General features: G+C 58.9%; 19 protein-coding genes. 9 read left to right on the forward strand and 10 right to left on the reverse strand.

All coding sequences use genetic code 11. The annotated features are described in order from the left end of the window. Nucleotides 1-12: 12 nt before the first annotated feature. From mgtE to ACFDAU_RS00710, 4 genes are all read right to left on the reverse strand, one after another. Entirely contained in the window at nt 13-1,467 is a 1,455-nt protein-coding gene (mgtE, locus tag ACFDAU_RS00695; RefSeq protein WP_413438134.1) for a magnesium transporter, read from the reverse strand. 132 nt (nt 1,468-1,599) lie between these two features. Next, nucleotides 1,600-2,373, reverse strand: coding sequence for a DUF2063 domain-containing protein (locus ACFDAU_RS00700; protein WP_413438135.1), 774 nt, complete (start codon nt 2,371-2,373; stop codon nt 1,600-1,602). Next, a complete protein-coding gene (locus ACFDAU_RS00705) occupies nt 2,351-3,202 on the reverse strand; it encodes a DUF692 domain-containing protein (protein WP_413438136.1) in 852 nt (283 codons plus the stop codon). The genes ACFDAU_RS00700 and ACFDAU_RS00705 overlap by 23 nt, the downstream gene beginning before the upstream one ends. Before the next feature lie 18 nt (nt 3,203-3,220). Then, nucleotides 3,221-3,544 carry a hypothetical protein gene (locus ACFDAU_RS00710; RefSeq protein ID WP_413438138.1) on the reverse strand — a complete coding sequence of 108 codons (324 nt, stop codon included), beginning with the start codon at nt 3,542-3,544 and terminating at the stop codon, nt 3,221-3,223. 385 nt (nt 3,545-3,929) lie between these two features. Between ACFDAU_RS00710 and argB the strand changes: the two genes are divergently transcribed. Continuing rightward, nucleotides 3,930-4,817: an acetylglutamate kinase gene (gene argB, locus ACFDAU_RS00715; RefSeq protein WP_413438140.1), complete on the forward strand. Its 888-nt coding sequence runs from the start codon at nt 3,930-3,932 to the stop codon at nt 4,815-4,817. Here argB and ACFDAU_RS00720 read toward each other — a convergent pair. Genes ACFDAU_RS00720 through ACFDAU_RS00730 form a run of 3 tightly spaced genes read right to left on the reverse strand, consistent with a single transcriptional unit; the run spans nt 4,804 to nt 5,931 of the window. Further along, complete coding sequence (locus ACFDAU_RS00720; protein WP_413438141.1) at nt 4,804-5,268, reverse strand: WbuC family cupin fold metalloprotein; 465 nt, start codon at nt 5,266-5,268, stop codon at nt 4,804-4,806. The two genes, argB and ACFDAU_RS00720, sit on opposite strands and share 14 nt — an antisense overlap. Before the next feature lie 10 nt (nt 5,269-5,278). Beyond that, on the reverse strand, nt 5,279-5,587 hold the full coding sequence (locus tag ACFDAU_RS00725; protein ID WP_413438143.1) for a hypothetical protein: 309 nt from the start codon (nt 5,585-5,587) through the stop codon (nt 5,279-5,281). Between the two features lie 44 nt (nt 5,588-5,631). Beyond that, on the reverse strand, nt 5,632-5,931 hold the full coding sequence (locus ACFDAU_RS00730; protein WP_413438144.1) for a hypothetical protein: 300 nt from the start codon (nt 5,929-5,931) through the stop codon (nt 5,632-5,634). Between the two features lie 57 nt (nt 5,932-5,988). Here ACFDAU_RS00730 and ACFDAU_RS00735 point away from each other — a divergent pair, with 57 nt between their 5' ends. Genes ACFDAU_RS00735 through ACFDAU_RS00755 form a run of 5 tightly spaced genes read left to right on the forward strand, consistent with a single transcriptional unit; the run spans nt 5,989 to nt 9,071 of the window. Then, nucleotides 5,989-6,444 carry an EVE domain-containing protein gene (locus ACFDAU_RS00735; RefSeq protein WP_413438146.1) on the forward strand — a complete coding sequence of 152 codons (456 nt, stop codon included), beginning with the start codon at nt 5,989-5,991 and terminating at the stop codon, nt 6,442-6,444. A 19-nt stretch (nt 6,445-6,463) separates the two neighbouring features. Next, nucleotides 6,464-7,150 (forward strand): glutathione S-transferase family protein, encoded by a 687-nt coding sequence (locus ACFDAU_RS00740; RefSeq protein WP_413438147.1) that lies wholly within the window; start codon nt 6,464-6,466, stop codon nt 7,148-7,150. A 10-nt stretch (nt 7,151-7,160) separates the two neighbouring features. Beyond that, nucleotides 7,161-7,496 carry a hypothetical protein gene (locus ACFDAU_RS00745; RefSeq protein ID WP_413438149.1) on the forward strand — a complete coding sequence of 112 codons (336 nt, stop codon included), beginning with the start codon at nt 7,161-7,163 and terminating at the stop codon, nt 7,494-7,496. Nucleotides 7,497-7,504: 8 nt separating this feature from the next. Continuing rightward, nucleotides 7,505-8,302 (forward strand): sulfite exporter TauE/SafE family protein, encoded by a 798-nt coding sequence (locus ACFDAU_RS00750; RefSeq protein ID WP_413438151.1) that lies wholly within the window; start codon nt 7,505-7,507, stop codon nt 8,300-8,302. A 28-nt stretch (nt 8,303-8,330) separates the two neighbouring features. Then, a complete protein-coding gene (locus ACFDAU_RS00755; RefSeq protein WP_413438152.1) occupies nt 8,331-9,071 on the forward strand; it encodes a DUF3530 family protein in 741 nt (246 codons plus the stop codon). Here ACFDAU_RS00755 and ACFDAU_RS00760 read toward each other — a convergent pair. Together ACFDAU_RS00760 and ACFDAU_RS00765 are read right to left on the reverse strand one after the other, a co-directional pair. Beyond that, a complete protein-coding gene (locus ACFDAU_RS00760) occupies nt 9,064-9,945 on the reverse strand; it encodes a phosphoribosylaminoimidazolesuccinocarboxamide synthase (protein ID WP_413438153.1) in 882 nt (293 codons plus the stop codon). The two genes, ACFDAU_RS00755 and ACFDAU_RS00760, sit on opposite strands and share 8 nt — an antisense overlap. A gap of 37 nt (nt 9,946-9,982) precedes the next feature. Then, on the reverse strand, nt 9,983-11,041 hold the full coding sequence (locus tag ACFDAU_RS00765) for an AI-2E family transporter (RefSeq protein WP_413438155.1): 1,059 nt from the start codon (nt 11,039-11,041) through the stop codon (nt 9,983-9,985). A gap of 46 nt (nt 11,042-11,087) precedes the next feature. Here ACFDAU_RS00765 and purM point away from each other — a divergent pair, with 46 nt between their 5' ends. After that, the gene (gene purM / locus ACFDAU_RS00770; RefSeq protein WP_413438157.1) at nt 11,088-12,140 is read left to right on the forward strand and encodes a phosphoribosylformylglycinamidine cyclo-ligase; all 1,053 of its coding nucleotides are present in this window, start codon (nt 11,088-11,090) and stop codon (nt 12,138-12,140) included. Nucleotides 12,141-12,362: 222 nt separating this feature from the next. Here purM and ACFDAU_RS00775 read toward each other — a convergent pair whose 3' ends face one another. Then, nucleotides 12,363-13,517, reverse strand: a complete 1,155-nt coding sequence (locus ACFDAU_RS00775) for a PEP-CTERM sorting domain-containing protein (RefSeq protein ID WP_413438159.1) — start codon at nt 13,515-13,517, stop codon at nt 12,363-12,365. 510 nt (nt 13,518-14,027) lie between these two features. Between ACFDAU_RS00775 and ACFDAU_RS00780 the strand changes: the two genes are divergently transcribed. Then, entirely contained in the window at nt 14,028-14,273 is a 246-nt protein-coding gene (locus ACFDAU_RS00780; RefSeq protein WP_413438161.1) for a type II toxin-antitoxin system Phd/YefM family antitoxin, read from the forward strand. Continuing rightward, nucleotides 14,270-14,656, forward strand: a complete 387-nt coding sequence (locus ACFDAU_RS00785; RefSeq protein WP_413438162.1) for a type II toxin-antitoxin system VapC family toxin — start codon at nt 14,270-14,272, stop codon at nt 14,654-14,656. Before ACFDAU_RS00780 ends, ACFDAU_RS00785 begins: the two co-directional genes overlap by 4 nt. Nucleotides 14,657-14,808: the final 152 nt, after the last annotated feature.

Below are 14,808 nucleotides of genomic sequence, written 5' to 3' on the forward strand. Positions count from 1 at the left end.
CTGTCGCGGCGCTCACTTCAAGTACGCCATAAACAGGGTCGCCAGACCCAAAAAGATGAAAAAGCCGCCGCTGTCGGTGACGGCGGTAATCAATACGCTGGAGCCGACTGCCGGATCGCGGCCGAATTTGTGCATCAGCACTGGAATGGCGACGCCCATCACTGCTGCCAGCAACAGGTTGAGCGTCATGGCGCCCATCATCACCAGGCCGAGCGCCGGTTTGCCGTACAGCATGTAGGCAAACAGGCCGACCACGCTGCCCCAGATCAGGCCGTTCAGTGCGGCCACGCCGATTTCCTTGGTAAACAGTTTTCTGGCGCTGTCCGGGTGGATTTGTCCGAGAGCCAGCGCGCGCACGATCATGGTAATGGTCTGGTTGCCGGAGTTGCCGCCGATCCCGGCAATGATGGGCATCAGCGCGGCCAGCGCCACCAGTTTTTCGATCGTGCTGTCGAATAGGCCGATGACGCGCGAGGCGATGAAGGCGGTGACCAGGTTGATGGCGAGCCACGCCCAGCGGTTTTGCACCGACTTCCATACGCTGGAAAAGATGTCCTCCTCCTCGCGCAAACCGGCGATGGACAGCATCTCGCTGTCGGACTCCTGGCGGATGTAGTCTACCACCGCATCCACCGTAAGCCGACCGACCAGCCGGTTGCGCGCATCGATCACGGGCGCCGACACGAGGTCGTAGCGTTCGAAGGCCTGGGCGGCATCGGTGGCTTCGTCTTCGGGACGGAAAGTCACCACTTCTTCCGCCATCACGTCGGCCACGTTGGCGTCGGGATCCTGCAGCAACAGACGTTGCAACGGCATCACGCCGCGTACCGCGCCATCGCGGTCCACCACGAACAGCTTGTCGGTGTGATCCGGCAATTCCTTCAGCCGGCGCAGGTAGCGCAGCGCAACTTCCAGCGTCACATCGGCGCGGATGGTGACCATGTCGTAGTCCATCAGTGCGCCCACGCTGTCTTCCGGGTAGGACAGCGCCGATTGCAGGCGCGCACGTTTTTGCGCATCGAGCGACTCGAGCAGTTCCTGGATCACGTCCTGCGGCAGGTCGGGCGCCAGGTCGGCGATTTCGTCGGTGTCCAGGGTTTCGGCAGCGGCGAGCAGCTCGTCGCTATCCATGCTCTTGATGAGCGATTCGCGTACTGCGTCGGAGACTTCCAGCAATATCTCGCCGTCATGCTCTACGCGGACCAGATCCCATACCAGCAAACGGTCATCGCGCGGCAGCGCTTCCAGTACTCGTGCCACGTCCGCCGGATGCATGTCGTCCAGCAGCGCATGCAGCTCGGCCAGGTGCTGTTTGTGGACCAGGCCTTCCACCAGGTCATGGCGCGGCATATCCTGTTTATGCACCAGATTTGCCACCAGATGATGCTTGCGCAGCAACGAGACCACCCGATCCAGGTTGTCTTCGGTGCTGTCGTGGGCTTTGTGGATTTCCGGAGTATCGTCCATGGGCTTAGACGCGAATTAGGGGGTGTGGCTAAAGTCGTGATTGTACGGGAACTTGCATGACGCCTGAAAGCGCGTTGTCATTGTCAAAGCCGGCAGAATTGAGCAGGCGGGGAAAGACGGGGTGAAACGAGCTCAGCGGGTACCGAGAATAGCTTGTTCGACGTGCAGATTCTGCAGCATATCCATGCCAAAGCGCAGCATGGTTTCCGGGTCCGGGTGATGTATTTCTTCGGCCAGCTTGAGGAGAGCCGCCCGTCCGCTGAGTTCACCCGTTTCCAGCAGGCTGAGCAGACGTGCGCTGACCGGATTCAGTACGATAAAACGCATCCGGTCTGCCAGGTCGCGCAACACCAGCAGGTGGGTGGTTTGGGCAGGCGCCTCAACGGGCTTGAACTTCGGCCCGAGGCGATGGACTGGATAGACATAGTTGAGTAGAGCCATCACCGGATTGAGTACGGGACGTCTTTCCAGCAGCTCGGCGCGGCTATCGAGTCCGCTCAGATCCGTTTCGTGCGCGGAGACTGACAGCGCCAGCTCGATCCATTCGTAATGCGCCAGTTCCAGCATAAACGGCGGGTAATCGGCAGCTGGCGTCCATTCATGTTGCAAAAACTGGATGAATTCGTCGGGTATCTGGCGGAAATAAGTCGTGTGGCTACGGTGCTGTGCCAAAAAGCTGCGCACCAGCCTGCCCCATTTGCGCTGGCCCAGTATCCGGCGCAGCACCGGAAAGCAGGCCAGCAGCGCGCTTTCCACGCTGTTGTAGAGCAGTTCGCGATACAGCGCCATGCGCCGGGCCTCAACCTTGCGCGGGCGTGGATGCGCTCGGGGATCGCGAAGGTGGGCGGTGAAGGCAAGCTGATAGCGCTGGAATGCCGGCAGTTCAGGCGCTTTGGCGTCGCTCATGGGGGTGTTGATGGCTGCGCTGCAAGGCGGCGATACGCTCGACTTCGCCGACCAGCTGGCTCAATGGGGGAATGTTGAAATCGCGTTCCAGCAGCGTAGGCAACGTGCCGGCATGGCGGTATGCCTCATCCAGCAGGGCCCATACCGGCTCGATGACATCCGCGCCGTGGGTGTCCACCAGGAGGTCGGGCGCTTCCTGATAATGCCCGGCCATATGCATATACACCACGCGTTGCGCGGGCATGGCGCGGATGAAGGCGCTCGCATCGAATTGGTGGTTGATGCTGTTGACATAGACATTGTTGACGTCAAGATGCAGCAGGCAATCGGCTTCTTCCAGAACGGCGTTGATGAAGCCGGCCTCGTCCATTTCCGCGATGTCTGCCATCACATAAAAAGAGGCGTTTTCAATGGCGATCTTGCGTTCCAGGATGTCCTGGGCGCGACGGATGCGCGCTGCCACGTAAGTCACCGCCTCACTGGTAAACGGGATGGGCAACAGATCATATAAATGCCCGTCATCGCTGCAGTAAGACAGGTGTTCGGTAAACAAGGCAATATCGTGCAGATCCATGAAGGCCTTGGTTTTGCGCAGCAGGACTTCGTTCAGCGCAGCCGGGCCGCCCAAGGATAGCGACAAGCCATGGCAGACGAACGGGTAGCGCTCGGTAAAGGGGCGCAGGCGACGGCCCAGTGTTCCACCCAGATCGATCCAGTTTTCCGGGGAAATTTCGAAAAAATCAATCACGGAAGGAACCTGGGCTTCCAGAGCACTGAGCAATTCTCTGCGCAGCCCAAGCCCCGCACCGTGCAGATTGAGCGGACTCATCCTGACGCGAAGTCGAAATTACATGGCGGCCGGCATGTCAGCCGATTTTTTATCGGCGTCGCTTTTGTCCCCTTCCATTTTTTTATGGCTGCCTTTCTTGTCTTGCATCATTTTTTTCTTGCCGGAACACGCACCTTCCTTGGTTTTCATGTGAGCGCTCCCGCAGTTTCCCTCCATGGCCTTGCTATCTTTGGCCATATGCGAGTCGGCGGTCATATAACCCTTGTCCATGCTTTGCATGGCAAACGGGTTTTGAGCCGCATCAACCACCGCGGCCGTGCCGAAAGCGGCAACAAAAGCGCTACCCAGGGCAATGTTCAGTATATTTTTTTTGCTGACCATAATTATCTCCAAAAGTAAAAAAGCGATTCAAAATGAAGTGCTGGTTAGCCGGTGCGAATGCCCACCAGCAACGCAATGAGTGTGCCGAGCGGGATCCAATCCCGTTCCCGGTTCACCTGCCTGTAAGTCGCATGAACTTGAAATACCTTACAAGAAAATTTTTCCCGGCGCTGAATTTTTACCACACCGCATACTCCAATCGCCATTCTGCATTGAAGGGCCGATATATGCAGTTAGTTGGAATTTGCAGGAAAAGGTTCGCCGCAACAAGCGCTCCAAATTGCAGAGCCCCGGCCGGAAGTGGCGGCGGCAAGAATGATGTGCCGCTTTTTTGTTTCCCCCTGTGCAGTTAGAATTCAGCCTATCCATTCAGAATCAAGCCACCATGCCGACCAGCAAATTTACCCCGGGCGATAAGGCCAATATCCTTTCCGAAGCGCTGCCATACATCCAGCGCTTCTTCGACAAGACCATCGTCATCAAATACGGCGGCAATGCGATGACCGACCCCAAGCTCATGGAAAGTTTCGCCAAGGACGTGGTCTTGCTCAAGCTGGTGGGCATGAACCCGGTGGTGGTGCATGGCGCCGGACCGCAGATCGGCGAATTGCTGAAACGCATTGGCAAGCAGAGCGAATTTATCCAGGGGATGCGCGTCACCGACGAGGAAACCCTGGACGTGGTGGAAATGGTGCTGGGCGGTCTGGTCAACCAGGACATTGTTACCCTGATCAACAAGCACGGCGGCAAGGCGGTCGGACTCACCGGCAAGGACGGCAACTTCATCCATGCCAAGAAAATGCTGGTGGAGAGCAAGGAAGAGCAAGGCAAAATGCTGGACATCGGCCAGGTGGGAGAAATCACCAGCATTGACCCGGAGATTATTCAGCTCCTCGACTCGGGTGATTTCATCCCGGTGGTCGCCCCGCTGGGTACCGATTCGCAGGGCAGCGCCTACAACATCAACGCCGACGTGGCCGCCGGCAAGCTGGCTGGGGTGCTCAAGGCAGAGAAGGTGGTGTTCCTGACCAATACCGCCGGCGTGCTGGACCAGGCAGGCAAGCTCCTTACCGGCCTTACACCCCGACAGATCGACGCATTGATCGAGGATGGCACGATTTCCGGCGGCATGATTCCCAAGGTGGGTTATGCAGTGGACGCGATCAACAGCGGCGTGAAATCCGCGCATATCATCGATGGCCGGGTCGAGCATGCACTGCTGCTGGAAATCCTGACCAAGGAAGGGGTGGGCACGCTTATCAAGCGCGCATGAGGTTGTCGCCCACCTGCGCCTTGGCATACCAGGCATTCAGGCTGGCGTCGTCCAGATCGACATCCGGGAAATAATCGCTCGCGGTAATGGGCCGATACGGTCCATGTTTCACTTCAAAAATCACCCCGCCTGCATCCAGCGACAACACACCGTGCCAGACGCCGGCATCATGTTCCAGCGCCTGCACCGTCTCACCCAGCACGGCGCGTGCGATCACGGTGCCGCTGTCATCGAAGTGCAGCACCACAAAACGCCCGCGCAGCGCGGTGAGAAGTTCCCAGGTCTGCAGATGGCGGTGCGGGCGGATGCAGGTATCCGGCTCCATCGCAATGGCCAGCCGCTGGATCGGATCGTTTAAATCTTTGTGCAGATTGTAATTGGCTCGCTTGCGCGGCGAGAGTTGTGCCTGTTGCGCAAGCGTGTCGAGCATGGTGTCGTCGAGTTGTTTCAAATGCGTTTTCCTAATGCAGGGTATGGGCCGGACTGAACAGCGGGACGTCGTTGCGGTGGGCGCTTACGGTGAGAAACACCGCGCGTGGCAAGGGTGAAAATTTTGCGGCTTGATGATTTTGATTGACCGCATCGTAGCACTCTGACTCGGCACCGATCAGCGCGGCGAAATAGACTTCGAGCTCCTGCGGATCGACGCGCAGCTCGCCAAACGGATCATGTTCGTCGTGCGGTTTCCAGAACAGTGCCGGATCCCAGTCGTGGTACTGGATTGCCGGGTGCTGGAACCAGTTTTTGAGTTTCATCTCCAGGCTAGTCATGACAGTCTCCTTGAAACGAGGTTGGACTATCAATATAGACCGTGTCAGGCATACACGCGAGTTAACAGCGGCAACTCGTGGCGACGCGCATTGGCAGCCAGAAAATCGCCGCGCAGCATGTAATCGCCGCGCACCTGCGATTCGGCATTGAGCTCAGCCATGCACTCCGAGGGTGCGCCGATCAGCGTGGCAAACAGCACCTCGAGTTCGCGTGGCTCCACTTTCAGCGTGCCGAACGGATGGCGCGTGTCGATTTCTTTCCAGAACAGGCGCGGTTCCCAGTTATGGGCCTGTACGGCGGGTTCCTGATACCAGCGGATGAGTTTTTCTTCGAGCAGGCTCATGTGTATTTCCAGTAAAATCGGAAAACTCCGAAGAACCGATTATATGCCGAGGAAGCCATGCGTTACTGGTTAATGAAATCCGAGCCTTCCGATGTGAGTATTGACGACCTCGCCGCGCTGCCCGCGCAGACGGTGGCCTGGTACGGTGTGCGCAATTACCAGGCGCGCAGTTTCATGCGCGACCAGATGCGGGTGGGGGACAAGGTGCTGTTCTACCATTCCAGCTGTGCGGAGCCGGGCATCGCCGGTCTGGCCGAAGTCAGTCGTCTGGCTTATCCGGATGAAACGCAGTTCGACCAGGCCAACAAATATTTTGACCCCAAGGCGACGCGCGAAACGCCGCGCTGGTTCAATGTGGATGTCAGGCTGGTGAAAAAAACCCGGCTGATGCCGCTCAGGGAAATCCGTGCAGCCCCCGCACTTGCCGGCATGCGCATCCTGCAAAAAGGCAACCGGCTGTCGATTACGCCGGTGGATCCTCGCGAATACGAATTCATCGTCAGCCAGTTGTAGTGGCGGAGATGCTTGAATCATGACAAGGCCGCGACTGTTCCATTACTGGTCTTCCATGCCCGCGCAGCGGGTGCGGCTGGCGCTGGCCTACAAAGGTATCGACCATGAACTTGTGGCGCTCAGCCACGACGATGACGCAACTTTTTTTGAGCTGGGTATCGCCCACGCCGATCTGGTGCTGTGTCTGGCGGACGGCAGCCTGCATACGGATTCGCTGGCAATATTGCGCCAGCTGGATGGCTGGATTGGGGGCAGACCGATTTTTGACGGCCTGGTTGAAGCGGCCACCTGGCAGGCGCTGCTGGATTGGCGGCAATCGGTCGAGCATCTGCTGGCCAGGCTGTATGCACCGGTGGCACCGGTGTTTGCCGATATTGGCGCTGACCCGGCGATCCAGACGGCCTATAAAGCGCAAATCGAGCACCGTTTTGGCATGAGCGTGGAAGTCTTGTCCAATGACCGCTACGATGGTTTCAGCCAGTTTTCCGCGCAGTCCCGGCTGGCTGAGCTGGCGCGTCATTTGGGGCGCCAGCGCTTTTATGCCGGGGGCGCGTTCAGCGCTTGCGACCTGCTGCTGGCGTGCGACCTGTTTCCGCTACAATTGCTGGACGGCGTGACCATGCCGCTGGATTTGATGTACTACATCGAACGCGTCGAAAAGACTTGCGGGGCAAGCCTGCGCGACGGACTTATCATGCAACACTAAGGAGTTTCACATGACGTTTATCGAACTTTTGACCTATGTTGGCAGCCACTCCAAATACGACATCATGGATGGCGATGCAGAAGCTACCCTGGAGGCGGCGCGCAGCGGTTCGCACAAAAATCCGGTGGCAGGCAAAGTCATCGCCGACATGTACCAGAATAGCGGCCTCGCCACCCCAGCGGACGCCATCGAGCGCGCCCAGGCCATCAAGACACTGGGGCCGATCCGGCTGTTCTACATGAAAGACGACGCCCCGGTGGAAGGATTCCGCATGGTGGAAGATATCGTGCACAAGATTGATGGCGCCTTCAACGAAGAAGCCATGCGCCTGAAGGCGCAAATCTAGGAGCTGGTGTGACTCATTACCTTCCGCATTACCTTGCGCTGGGTCTGGTGTCGGGTTTTGTGGCGGGTTTGCTGGGCGTGGGCGGCGGCCTGCTGATGGTGCCGGTGCTGGTGTTTATTTTCAGCGCCGAGGGATTCCCCGCCGACCGCGTGCTGCTGTTCGCGCTGGCCACCTCGCTGGCGATCATCGCCTTCACTTCGCTCTCCAGCGTGCGCGCGCATCATGCGCACCGGGCGGTCAACTGGGTTGCGATGCGCCGCATCAGTCCGGGAATCGTGACCGGCACACTGCTTGGCGCCTGGCTTGCCACCTTGCTGCCTGCCACGTTTCTCAAGTATTTCTTTGTCGCGTTCCTGTTTTACGCCGCCACCCAGATGCTGCTCAACATCAAGCCGCAGGCTCATCGCGGCTTGCCCGGCACTGCGGCGATGTTTGCCGTGGGCAATGTGATCGGCATGGTGTCGAGCTGGGTGGGCATCGGCGGCGGCACGCTGTCGGTGCCGTTCATGCTGTGGTGCAATGCCAAAATGCACGAAGCCATCGGCACCTCAGCCGCGATCGGGTTCCCCATCGCGCTGGCGGGCACGCTGGGCTATATTCTGTCCGGCTGGAACGCCACGGCCATGCCCGCCCATAGCCTGGGCTATGTCTACCTGCCGGCACTGGTGCTGGTGGCGCTGGCGAGCATTTTTACCGCGCCGCTGGGCGCACGGGCTGCGCATAAACTTCCGGTTGCGACCCTTAAGAAAATTTTCGCCGTATTGCTCTATAGTCTGGGTATCAAGATGATGTTGAGTCTGACCTGAGTCCAACCAACGCAGCGAGGGGAACGATATGCGCACATTGTGGATGATTGTGTTGTTAATGCTGACCAGCAGCACTTTTGCGGCGGATGCGGCGGATTATGCGCGCGAGAAAAAGTGGGCGGACGAGGTTGTTCCGGGTGTGGTGGTGGGCGACCCGATCTATCTGGAACAGCCTAACGGGCACAAGTTTTTAACGCTCTACACCCCGGCCAAGGATGCCAGGGCGGCGCTGGTGATCGTGCATGGGATGGGCATCCATCCCGACTGGGGTCTGATCGGCGTATTGCGCAGCCAGTTGCCGGACCGCGGCTACACCACGCTGTCGGTGCAGATGCCGGTGCTGGACAATGCCGCCAAGGCAGCGGCTTACACGGCCACGCTTCCGGAAGCAGCGCAACGCCTGAAACTGGCCGTGGATTTTCTCAAGGCCAAAGGCTACGCCAACATCGGTTTTGTTTCGCACAGCATGGGGTCGCGCATGAGTTATGAATATCTGTCTGCCCGGCCTGACCCGGCAGTCAAGGCATGGGTGGCCATCGGTATACCCATCCGCGCGGATTACCGCAAGGTCAACATGCCGGTGCTGGACCTATACGGCCAGAACGATCTGCCCGACGTGCTGAACAATGCGGCGGCACGCAAAGCAACCTTGCAGGGCAAACCGGGCTCGGAGCAGATGCAGGTGGCGCGCGCGGACCATTTTTTCACCGATATGGATAGCCAGCTGGTGGATATCGTGGCGACCTACCTGAACCAGCAGTTCAAGTAGTCAGGCGCGCCACCGCTTCGCGGTATTTCTCTGCGGTTTTTGCAGCGACTTCAGCCGGTAATTCCGGCGCAGGCGCCTGCTTGTTCCAGCCGGAAGCCTCCAGCCAGTCACGCACGAACTGCTTGTCGTAGCTGGGCGGATTGCTGCCGGGCTGGTACTGATCGGCCGGCCAGAAGCGGGAAGAATCCGGGGTCAGCACTTCGTCGATCAGGTGCAGCTTGCCCGCTGCATCCAGACCAAACTCGAACTTGGTGTCGGCAATGATGATGCCGCGGGTAAGCGCATACTCCGCCGCCTGGGTATACAGGGCAATGCTGGCGTCGCGCACCTGGGCGGCGATGCCGGCACCCAGCAGTTGTTCGACGCGGGCGAAATCGATGTTCTCGTCGTGTGCACCCAGCGCCGCCTTGGTGGATGGGGTGAAAATCGGCTGTGGCAGTTTGCCCGCCTGTTGCAGGCCGGCGGGCAGCGCGATGCCGCATACGCTGCCCTGGCTCTGATATTCCTTCCAGCCTGAACCCACCAGATAACCGCGCACAATGGCTTCCACCGGCAGCGGTTGCAGGCGCTTCACCACCATAGCGCGGCCCACCACCTGGTCGCGCTCGTTTTCCGCCACCACCGATTCCGGCGCGTCGCCTGTCAGATGATTGGGGATGAGGTGCCCCAGCTTGCCAAACCAGAAATGCGAGATTTCCGTCAGCATCGCGCCCTTGCCCGGGATCGGCGTGGGCAGCACCACATCGAAGGCGGACAGGCGGTCGCTGGCGACAATCAGCAGGCGCCGGTCGTCTACCGCGTAAACATCGCGCACCTTGCCGCGCGATAGCAATTGCAGGGAGGGAATGGCGGATTCGAGCAGCGGCGTGGTCATGGCGGTAGCAGTCGTGGCAAAACCCGCATTATACCGTTCAGTCCTGATACAGGCTGCTGTGCTGATAAGCCGCCCGGATGTGGCGCAGCGTCACCAGCAGCATGGCGGAGATGGGCAATGCCAGCAGCACGCCGAAAAAACCGAACACTTCGCCGAACGCCAGCAGCGCAAAAATCACCATCACCGGATGCAGGCCGATGCGTTCGCCGACCAGGCGCGGCACCACCACATAGCCTTCCACCAGCTGGCCGATGCCGAATACCACCCAGACCGGGATCATCCCCGACAGGCTGGAAAACTGTACCAGTCCCGCCAGGGTAGCCAGCGCCATGCCCGAGATCGCACCCATGTACGGCACGAACACCAGCAGTCCGGCCAGAATGCCGATCGGCAGGGCGTAATCCAGCCCGGCGATCCACAAACCGGTGGTGTAGAACACTGCCATGATGAGCATGACCGAGAGCTGGCCGCGCAAGAACTCCGACAACACCGCATCGATTTCCGTGGCCAGCTGGCGCACTTTGGCGTGCCAGCGCCGTGGCACCAGCCCATCAGCCCAGTCAATCATCACATCCCAGTCGCGCAGCAGATAAAAGAACACCACCGGGATCAGCACCAGGTTGGCGACCAGGCTGACGATGCCCAGCGTGCCGGTTTTCAGCCAGACTGCGGCACTGCCAGCGGCGTTACCCGCACCCTGCAGGTGATCGGACAGCAGCTGCTTGAGTCCCTCGGCATCGGGCACGGTGATGCCCAGATGCTCCTGCAGCCACGGCGCAGCACTGTGTTGCAGCCAGTCCACATATCTCGGCAGGCTGGCAATGAAATGGCTGGTCTCGGTTTGTATCATCGGCAACAGGATCAATACCAGCAGGAAAAACACCAGCCCCAGCACGATGATCACGATGCCTGCTGCCGCGCCGCGCGGCAGTTTCAGCCGCTCCAGCCGATCGGCCAGCGGGTGGCAGATATAGGCCAGAATCGCCGCCAGCAGAAATGGCGTAAGAATGGGGGAAAGCAGATACAGCAGCCCGCCCGTGACAAGCACGGCGGCGAGTATCCAGACAAAATCGCGGTTCGGTTGGGTAGCATTCATTTGCGGTAAAATAGCACGAATTTTCCAATCGAAACGCGAGCCCGCCGTGACTTCTCCCAACAAACCCACCCTTTCCTATCGTGACGCAGGCGTGGATATCGACGCCGGCGATGCCCTGGTAGACCGCATCAAACCCTGGGCAAAACGCACCATGCGCCCGGAAGTGCTGGGCGGCATCGGCGGCTTCGGCGCGCTGATGGGCCTGCCCGCCCAATACAAAAATCCGGTACTGGTATCCGGCACCGACGGCGTCGGCACCAAGCTCAAACTCGCCTTCATGCTGAACCGGCACGACACCGTCGGCATCGATCTGGTCGGCATGAGCGTCAACGACATCCTGGTGCAGGGCGCCGAGCCGCTGTTCTTCCTCGACTACTTCGCTTGCGGCAAGCTCGATGTGGACGTGGCGGAACAGGTTATCAAGGGTATCGCGCTGGGTTGCGAGCAGGCCGGTTGCGCGCTGATCGGCGGCGAGACCGCGGAAATGCCGGGCATGTACCCCGCCGGCGAATACGACCTGGCGGGCTTCGCGGTGGGCGTGGTGGAACGTGACGCAGTCATCGACGGCAGCACCATCTGCCCCGGCGACGCGGTGCTCGGGCTGGCCTCCAGCGGCGCACACTCCAACGGCTACTCGCTGATCCGCAAAATCCTCGAAATCAGCGGCGCCGACGTGGACGCCGATTTCCATGGCCGCCCCCTGGGCGATGTGCTGATGACCCCCACCCGCATCTACGTCAAGCCGCTGCTGGCCCTGATGCAGGCCATGCCGGTGAAAGGCATGGCGCATATCACCGGCGGCGGCCTCACCGGCAACGTGCCGCGCATCCTGCCCGAACACCTGATGGCGGATATCGACGTCCAGTCGTGGGACATGCCGCCGCTATTCCACTGGATGCAGAAACACGGTGGCGTGGCGGACAGCGAGATGCACCGTACTTTCAACTGCGGTATCGGCATGGTGGTGGTGGTGGCCGCTGAACATGCCGAGGCGGCGATGCAGAATCTGGTTGCGGCGGGGGAGACGGTTTTCCGGATCGGGGAGATCCGCGCGCGCGGCGAAGGCGAGGCGCAGACGGTGGTGCGGGTTTGGTTTTGATGAGTTGTTCTTGTTTGGCTCGTCAGCCTGGTTTTGAAACGGGTTCTGGGCTGGTGGCGCAGAACCCGTGATTTCCAATTACTCGGTTGGATACAATGGAGCAAATGACCGGACAGCGACGCTAAGCCAAGCCATGCGGAAGGCCCAATGTGCGGAATCCGGTGAGTAGGTTTAAAGTGAACCCGGCCCCTTCTTTGCTTTAAAAGGATAACGAACGCCCCCTTATCTCTGTAGCACGTCAGGGGCGACACGGGAGAGGGAGCGCCGCCGCATTAAACCAATGACCGCCAGACCGGCGCCCAGCAGGCTAATGGTCATGGGTTCGGGAACGCCGCTAACCGGCGGCTGGGTGCCGGCCAAGTAAACCCCTGGCAGTTCTCCTTCCAGCACGATTCCCGCAACGCTGGAAGTCAATTCCGCATCAAAGGTTGACCCAAAATCTCCCAGGCTGCTGGCCGTGATAGAGATAAGGTCAGTGTTATCCCAAGCATACGCCTGCAGGAAAATATCCATATAGCCTTCAATGGCCAGGGTGTTTCCAACAAGGGTGTCAATCTGCAGGGCAAGCAATCCTGTATCCAAGGTGTAACCCGTGGATCCTGGCAAGCCGCCTGCCACTTCATCGTAATCATTCACGAACGCGCCGGGAAGGTCGCCATTCACAATGGAATAAGCGTCCCAAGAATAGCGGCGGGATGAGAACAAGGTGTTGGGAGCAGTACTCTTGCCCTGATAATCGTACCAAAGGTTGCCGAAGCTGCTTAAACTAGCCAATGCGAGAGAGGAGCTGCCGCCGGGGCCCCCCTCGATTCCACCTCCACCAGGCGACCCCTGATTCAAGTCTGTGACGCCGTAGCGAAAACTGATATCGGCAGTGGTTAACAGCCTGTAGTCAAGCGGGATGTAGAGGAGTGTGCCGGGAGGGGCGTGGTTAATAAAGCCGGTTCTGGCAGCGCCATCAAGACGCAGCGCGAGATTGAGCCGGACCGGAGTCCCGTTCGCTAACCCTGAAGTGCCAGAGCTGACAACCACCTCTTTACGGAAATGCGTTTCGGTCTTTGCCGATGCATTAGGCCCCTCTGGGAGGGAGTTCACCCTAAGATCAGCGGCGGCGCGCAGGGTTTGTTGGGCGGCGGATGCCGCGCCAAAGTGACTGCTGCGGGCAACCGCACCGCCGGAAGGCATCGCAATTGTGTGGCTGACGGGATCGGTGTTTGATGTGAAGCCAAACGGCTGATTCGTGTAGAGAGGACCGTTGGCGTCATGGCCATAGACATCGGATTTGAGGACGCCGGCATGGGCGCCCGTCGCCCCGACGCTCAGCGCCGCGAAGGCCGCGCTCACCAGAGCTACTGATTTCATTAAATGTGCGTTCATGTTTCGTCATCCTTGTTCAATACTTCCATTAATCACAATCGTACTACTCCTTACCAATCATTAAGCATTATCCATTCCAATAGGATGGGTAATAATAAAATTATGTTTAACTACATCATGTTAAGTATTGGAATAGTGAATAGCAGCAACTAGTCTGAAACATTCCCAGGCGAGACTGTAAAAATTTCTGACAAATAGCTGACAAGTCAATGACACTCAAACGCGACGTTTCGGGTTTATCAAAGATCCCGCCAGACTCATCAGCCCGGTAGGGCGCAATCGTTATTGCGCCGAATGAAATGGGGTTCGCAGGGATGGGTGACTTGTCGCCCAACTCGCAAAACATCCGGTGCAATGCGCTGCGCTTACTGGCGCCCGGCTTACTTCTTACGCGGGTTAATTTTCCGAGTTAGGCCTAGCGTAGATCGGTGCTGTCCGGATGTGCGAATCCATTGCTATGCGTGAAAATGTAAACTAGACTAACAGAACTTAGTTTATAAGAGACATGCCATGCACACTGTTAATATTCATGAAGCTAAAACTCACTTGTCGCGCCTGGTTGAAGAGGCCGTCAAGGGCGAGTCGTTCATCATTGCCAAAGCGGGCAAGCCGCTGGTCAAGGTAACCGCACTGGATGCCCCGACGGCCGGACAGGTGCAACGTATCGGTTTCATGGCGGGTGAAATTGTGGTGCCGGACGATTTTGACCGGATGGGCAGTGCGGAAATCGAGCAATTGTTTGGCGGCGATGCATGAAGTTGTTACTGGATACCCACTTGCTGCTATGGGCTGCGGGGCAACCGGAGCGTCTGTCGGCAGCGGCGCGTACTTTGCTGGATGAGCCGCAGAATGAACTGCTGTTCAGCTCGGCCAGCCTGTGGGAGGTGTCGATCAAGCGCGGGCTCGGGCGCGACGACTTCCGTGTGGATCCACGTCTGTTGCGCCGCGGACTGCTCGACAATGGATATGGCGAACTGTCAATCACCAGCGAACATGCGGTGATGATTGGCGACCTTCCGCCGATCCACAAAGACCCATTCGACCGCATGCTGGTTGCGCAGGCTAAGGTCGAAGGCATCACTTTGCTGACTGCTGATCCGCTCGTCGCGCAATATCCCGGTCCGGTGCGTAGCGTTTAGCCTAGGGCGCAATCGTTATTGCGCCGAATGAAGACTCCGTTGCAATACGCTTTGCTTATTGGCACCCTACATTACGCGAGTGCTGTGATGCTACAAATAGTAATCCCCTACACTTCTCGCCTGACCGGCTCGGACGAAGCGACGCAAACAAA

The sequence above is a fragment of the Sulfuriferula sp. GW1 genome, from assembly GCF_047300855.1.
Classification (GTDB): domain Bacteria; phylum Pseudomonadota; class Gammaproteobacteria; order Burkholderiales; family Sulfuriferulaceae; genus Sulfuriferula.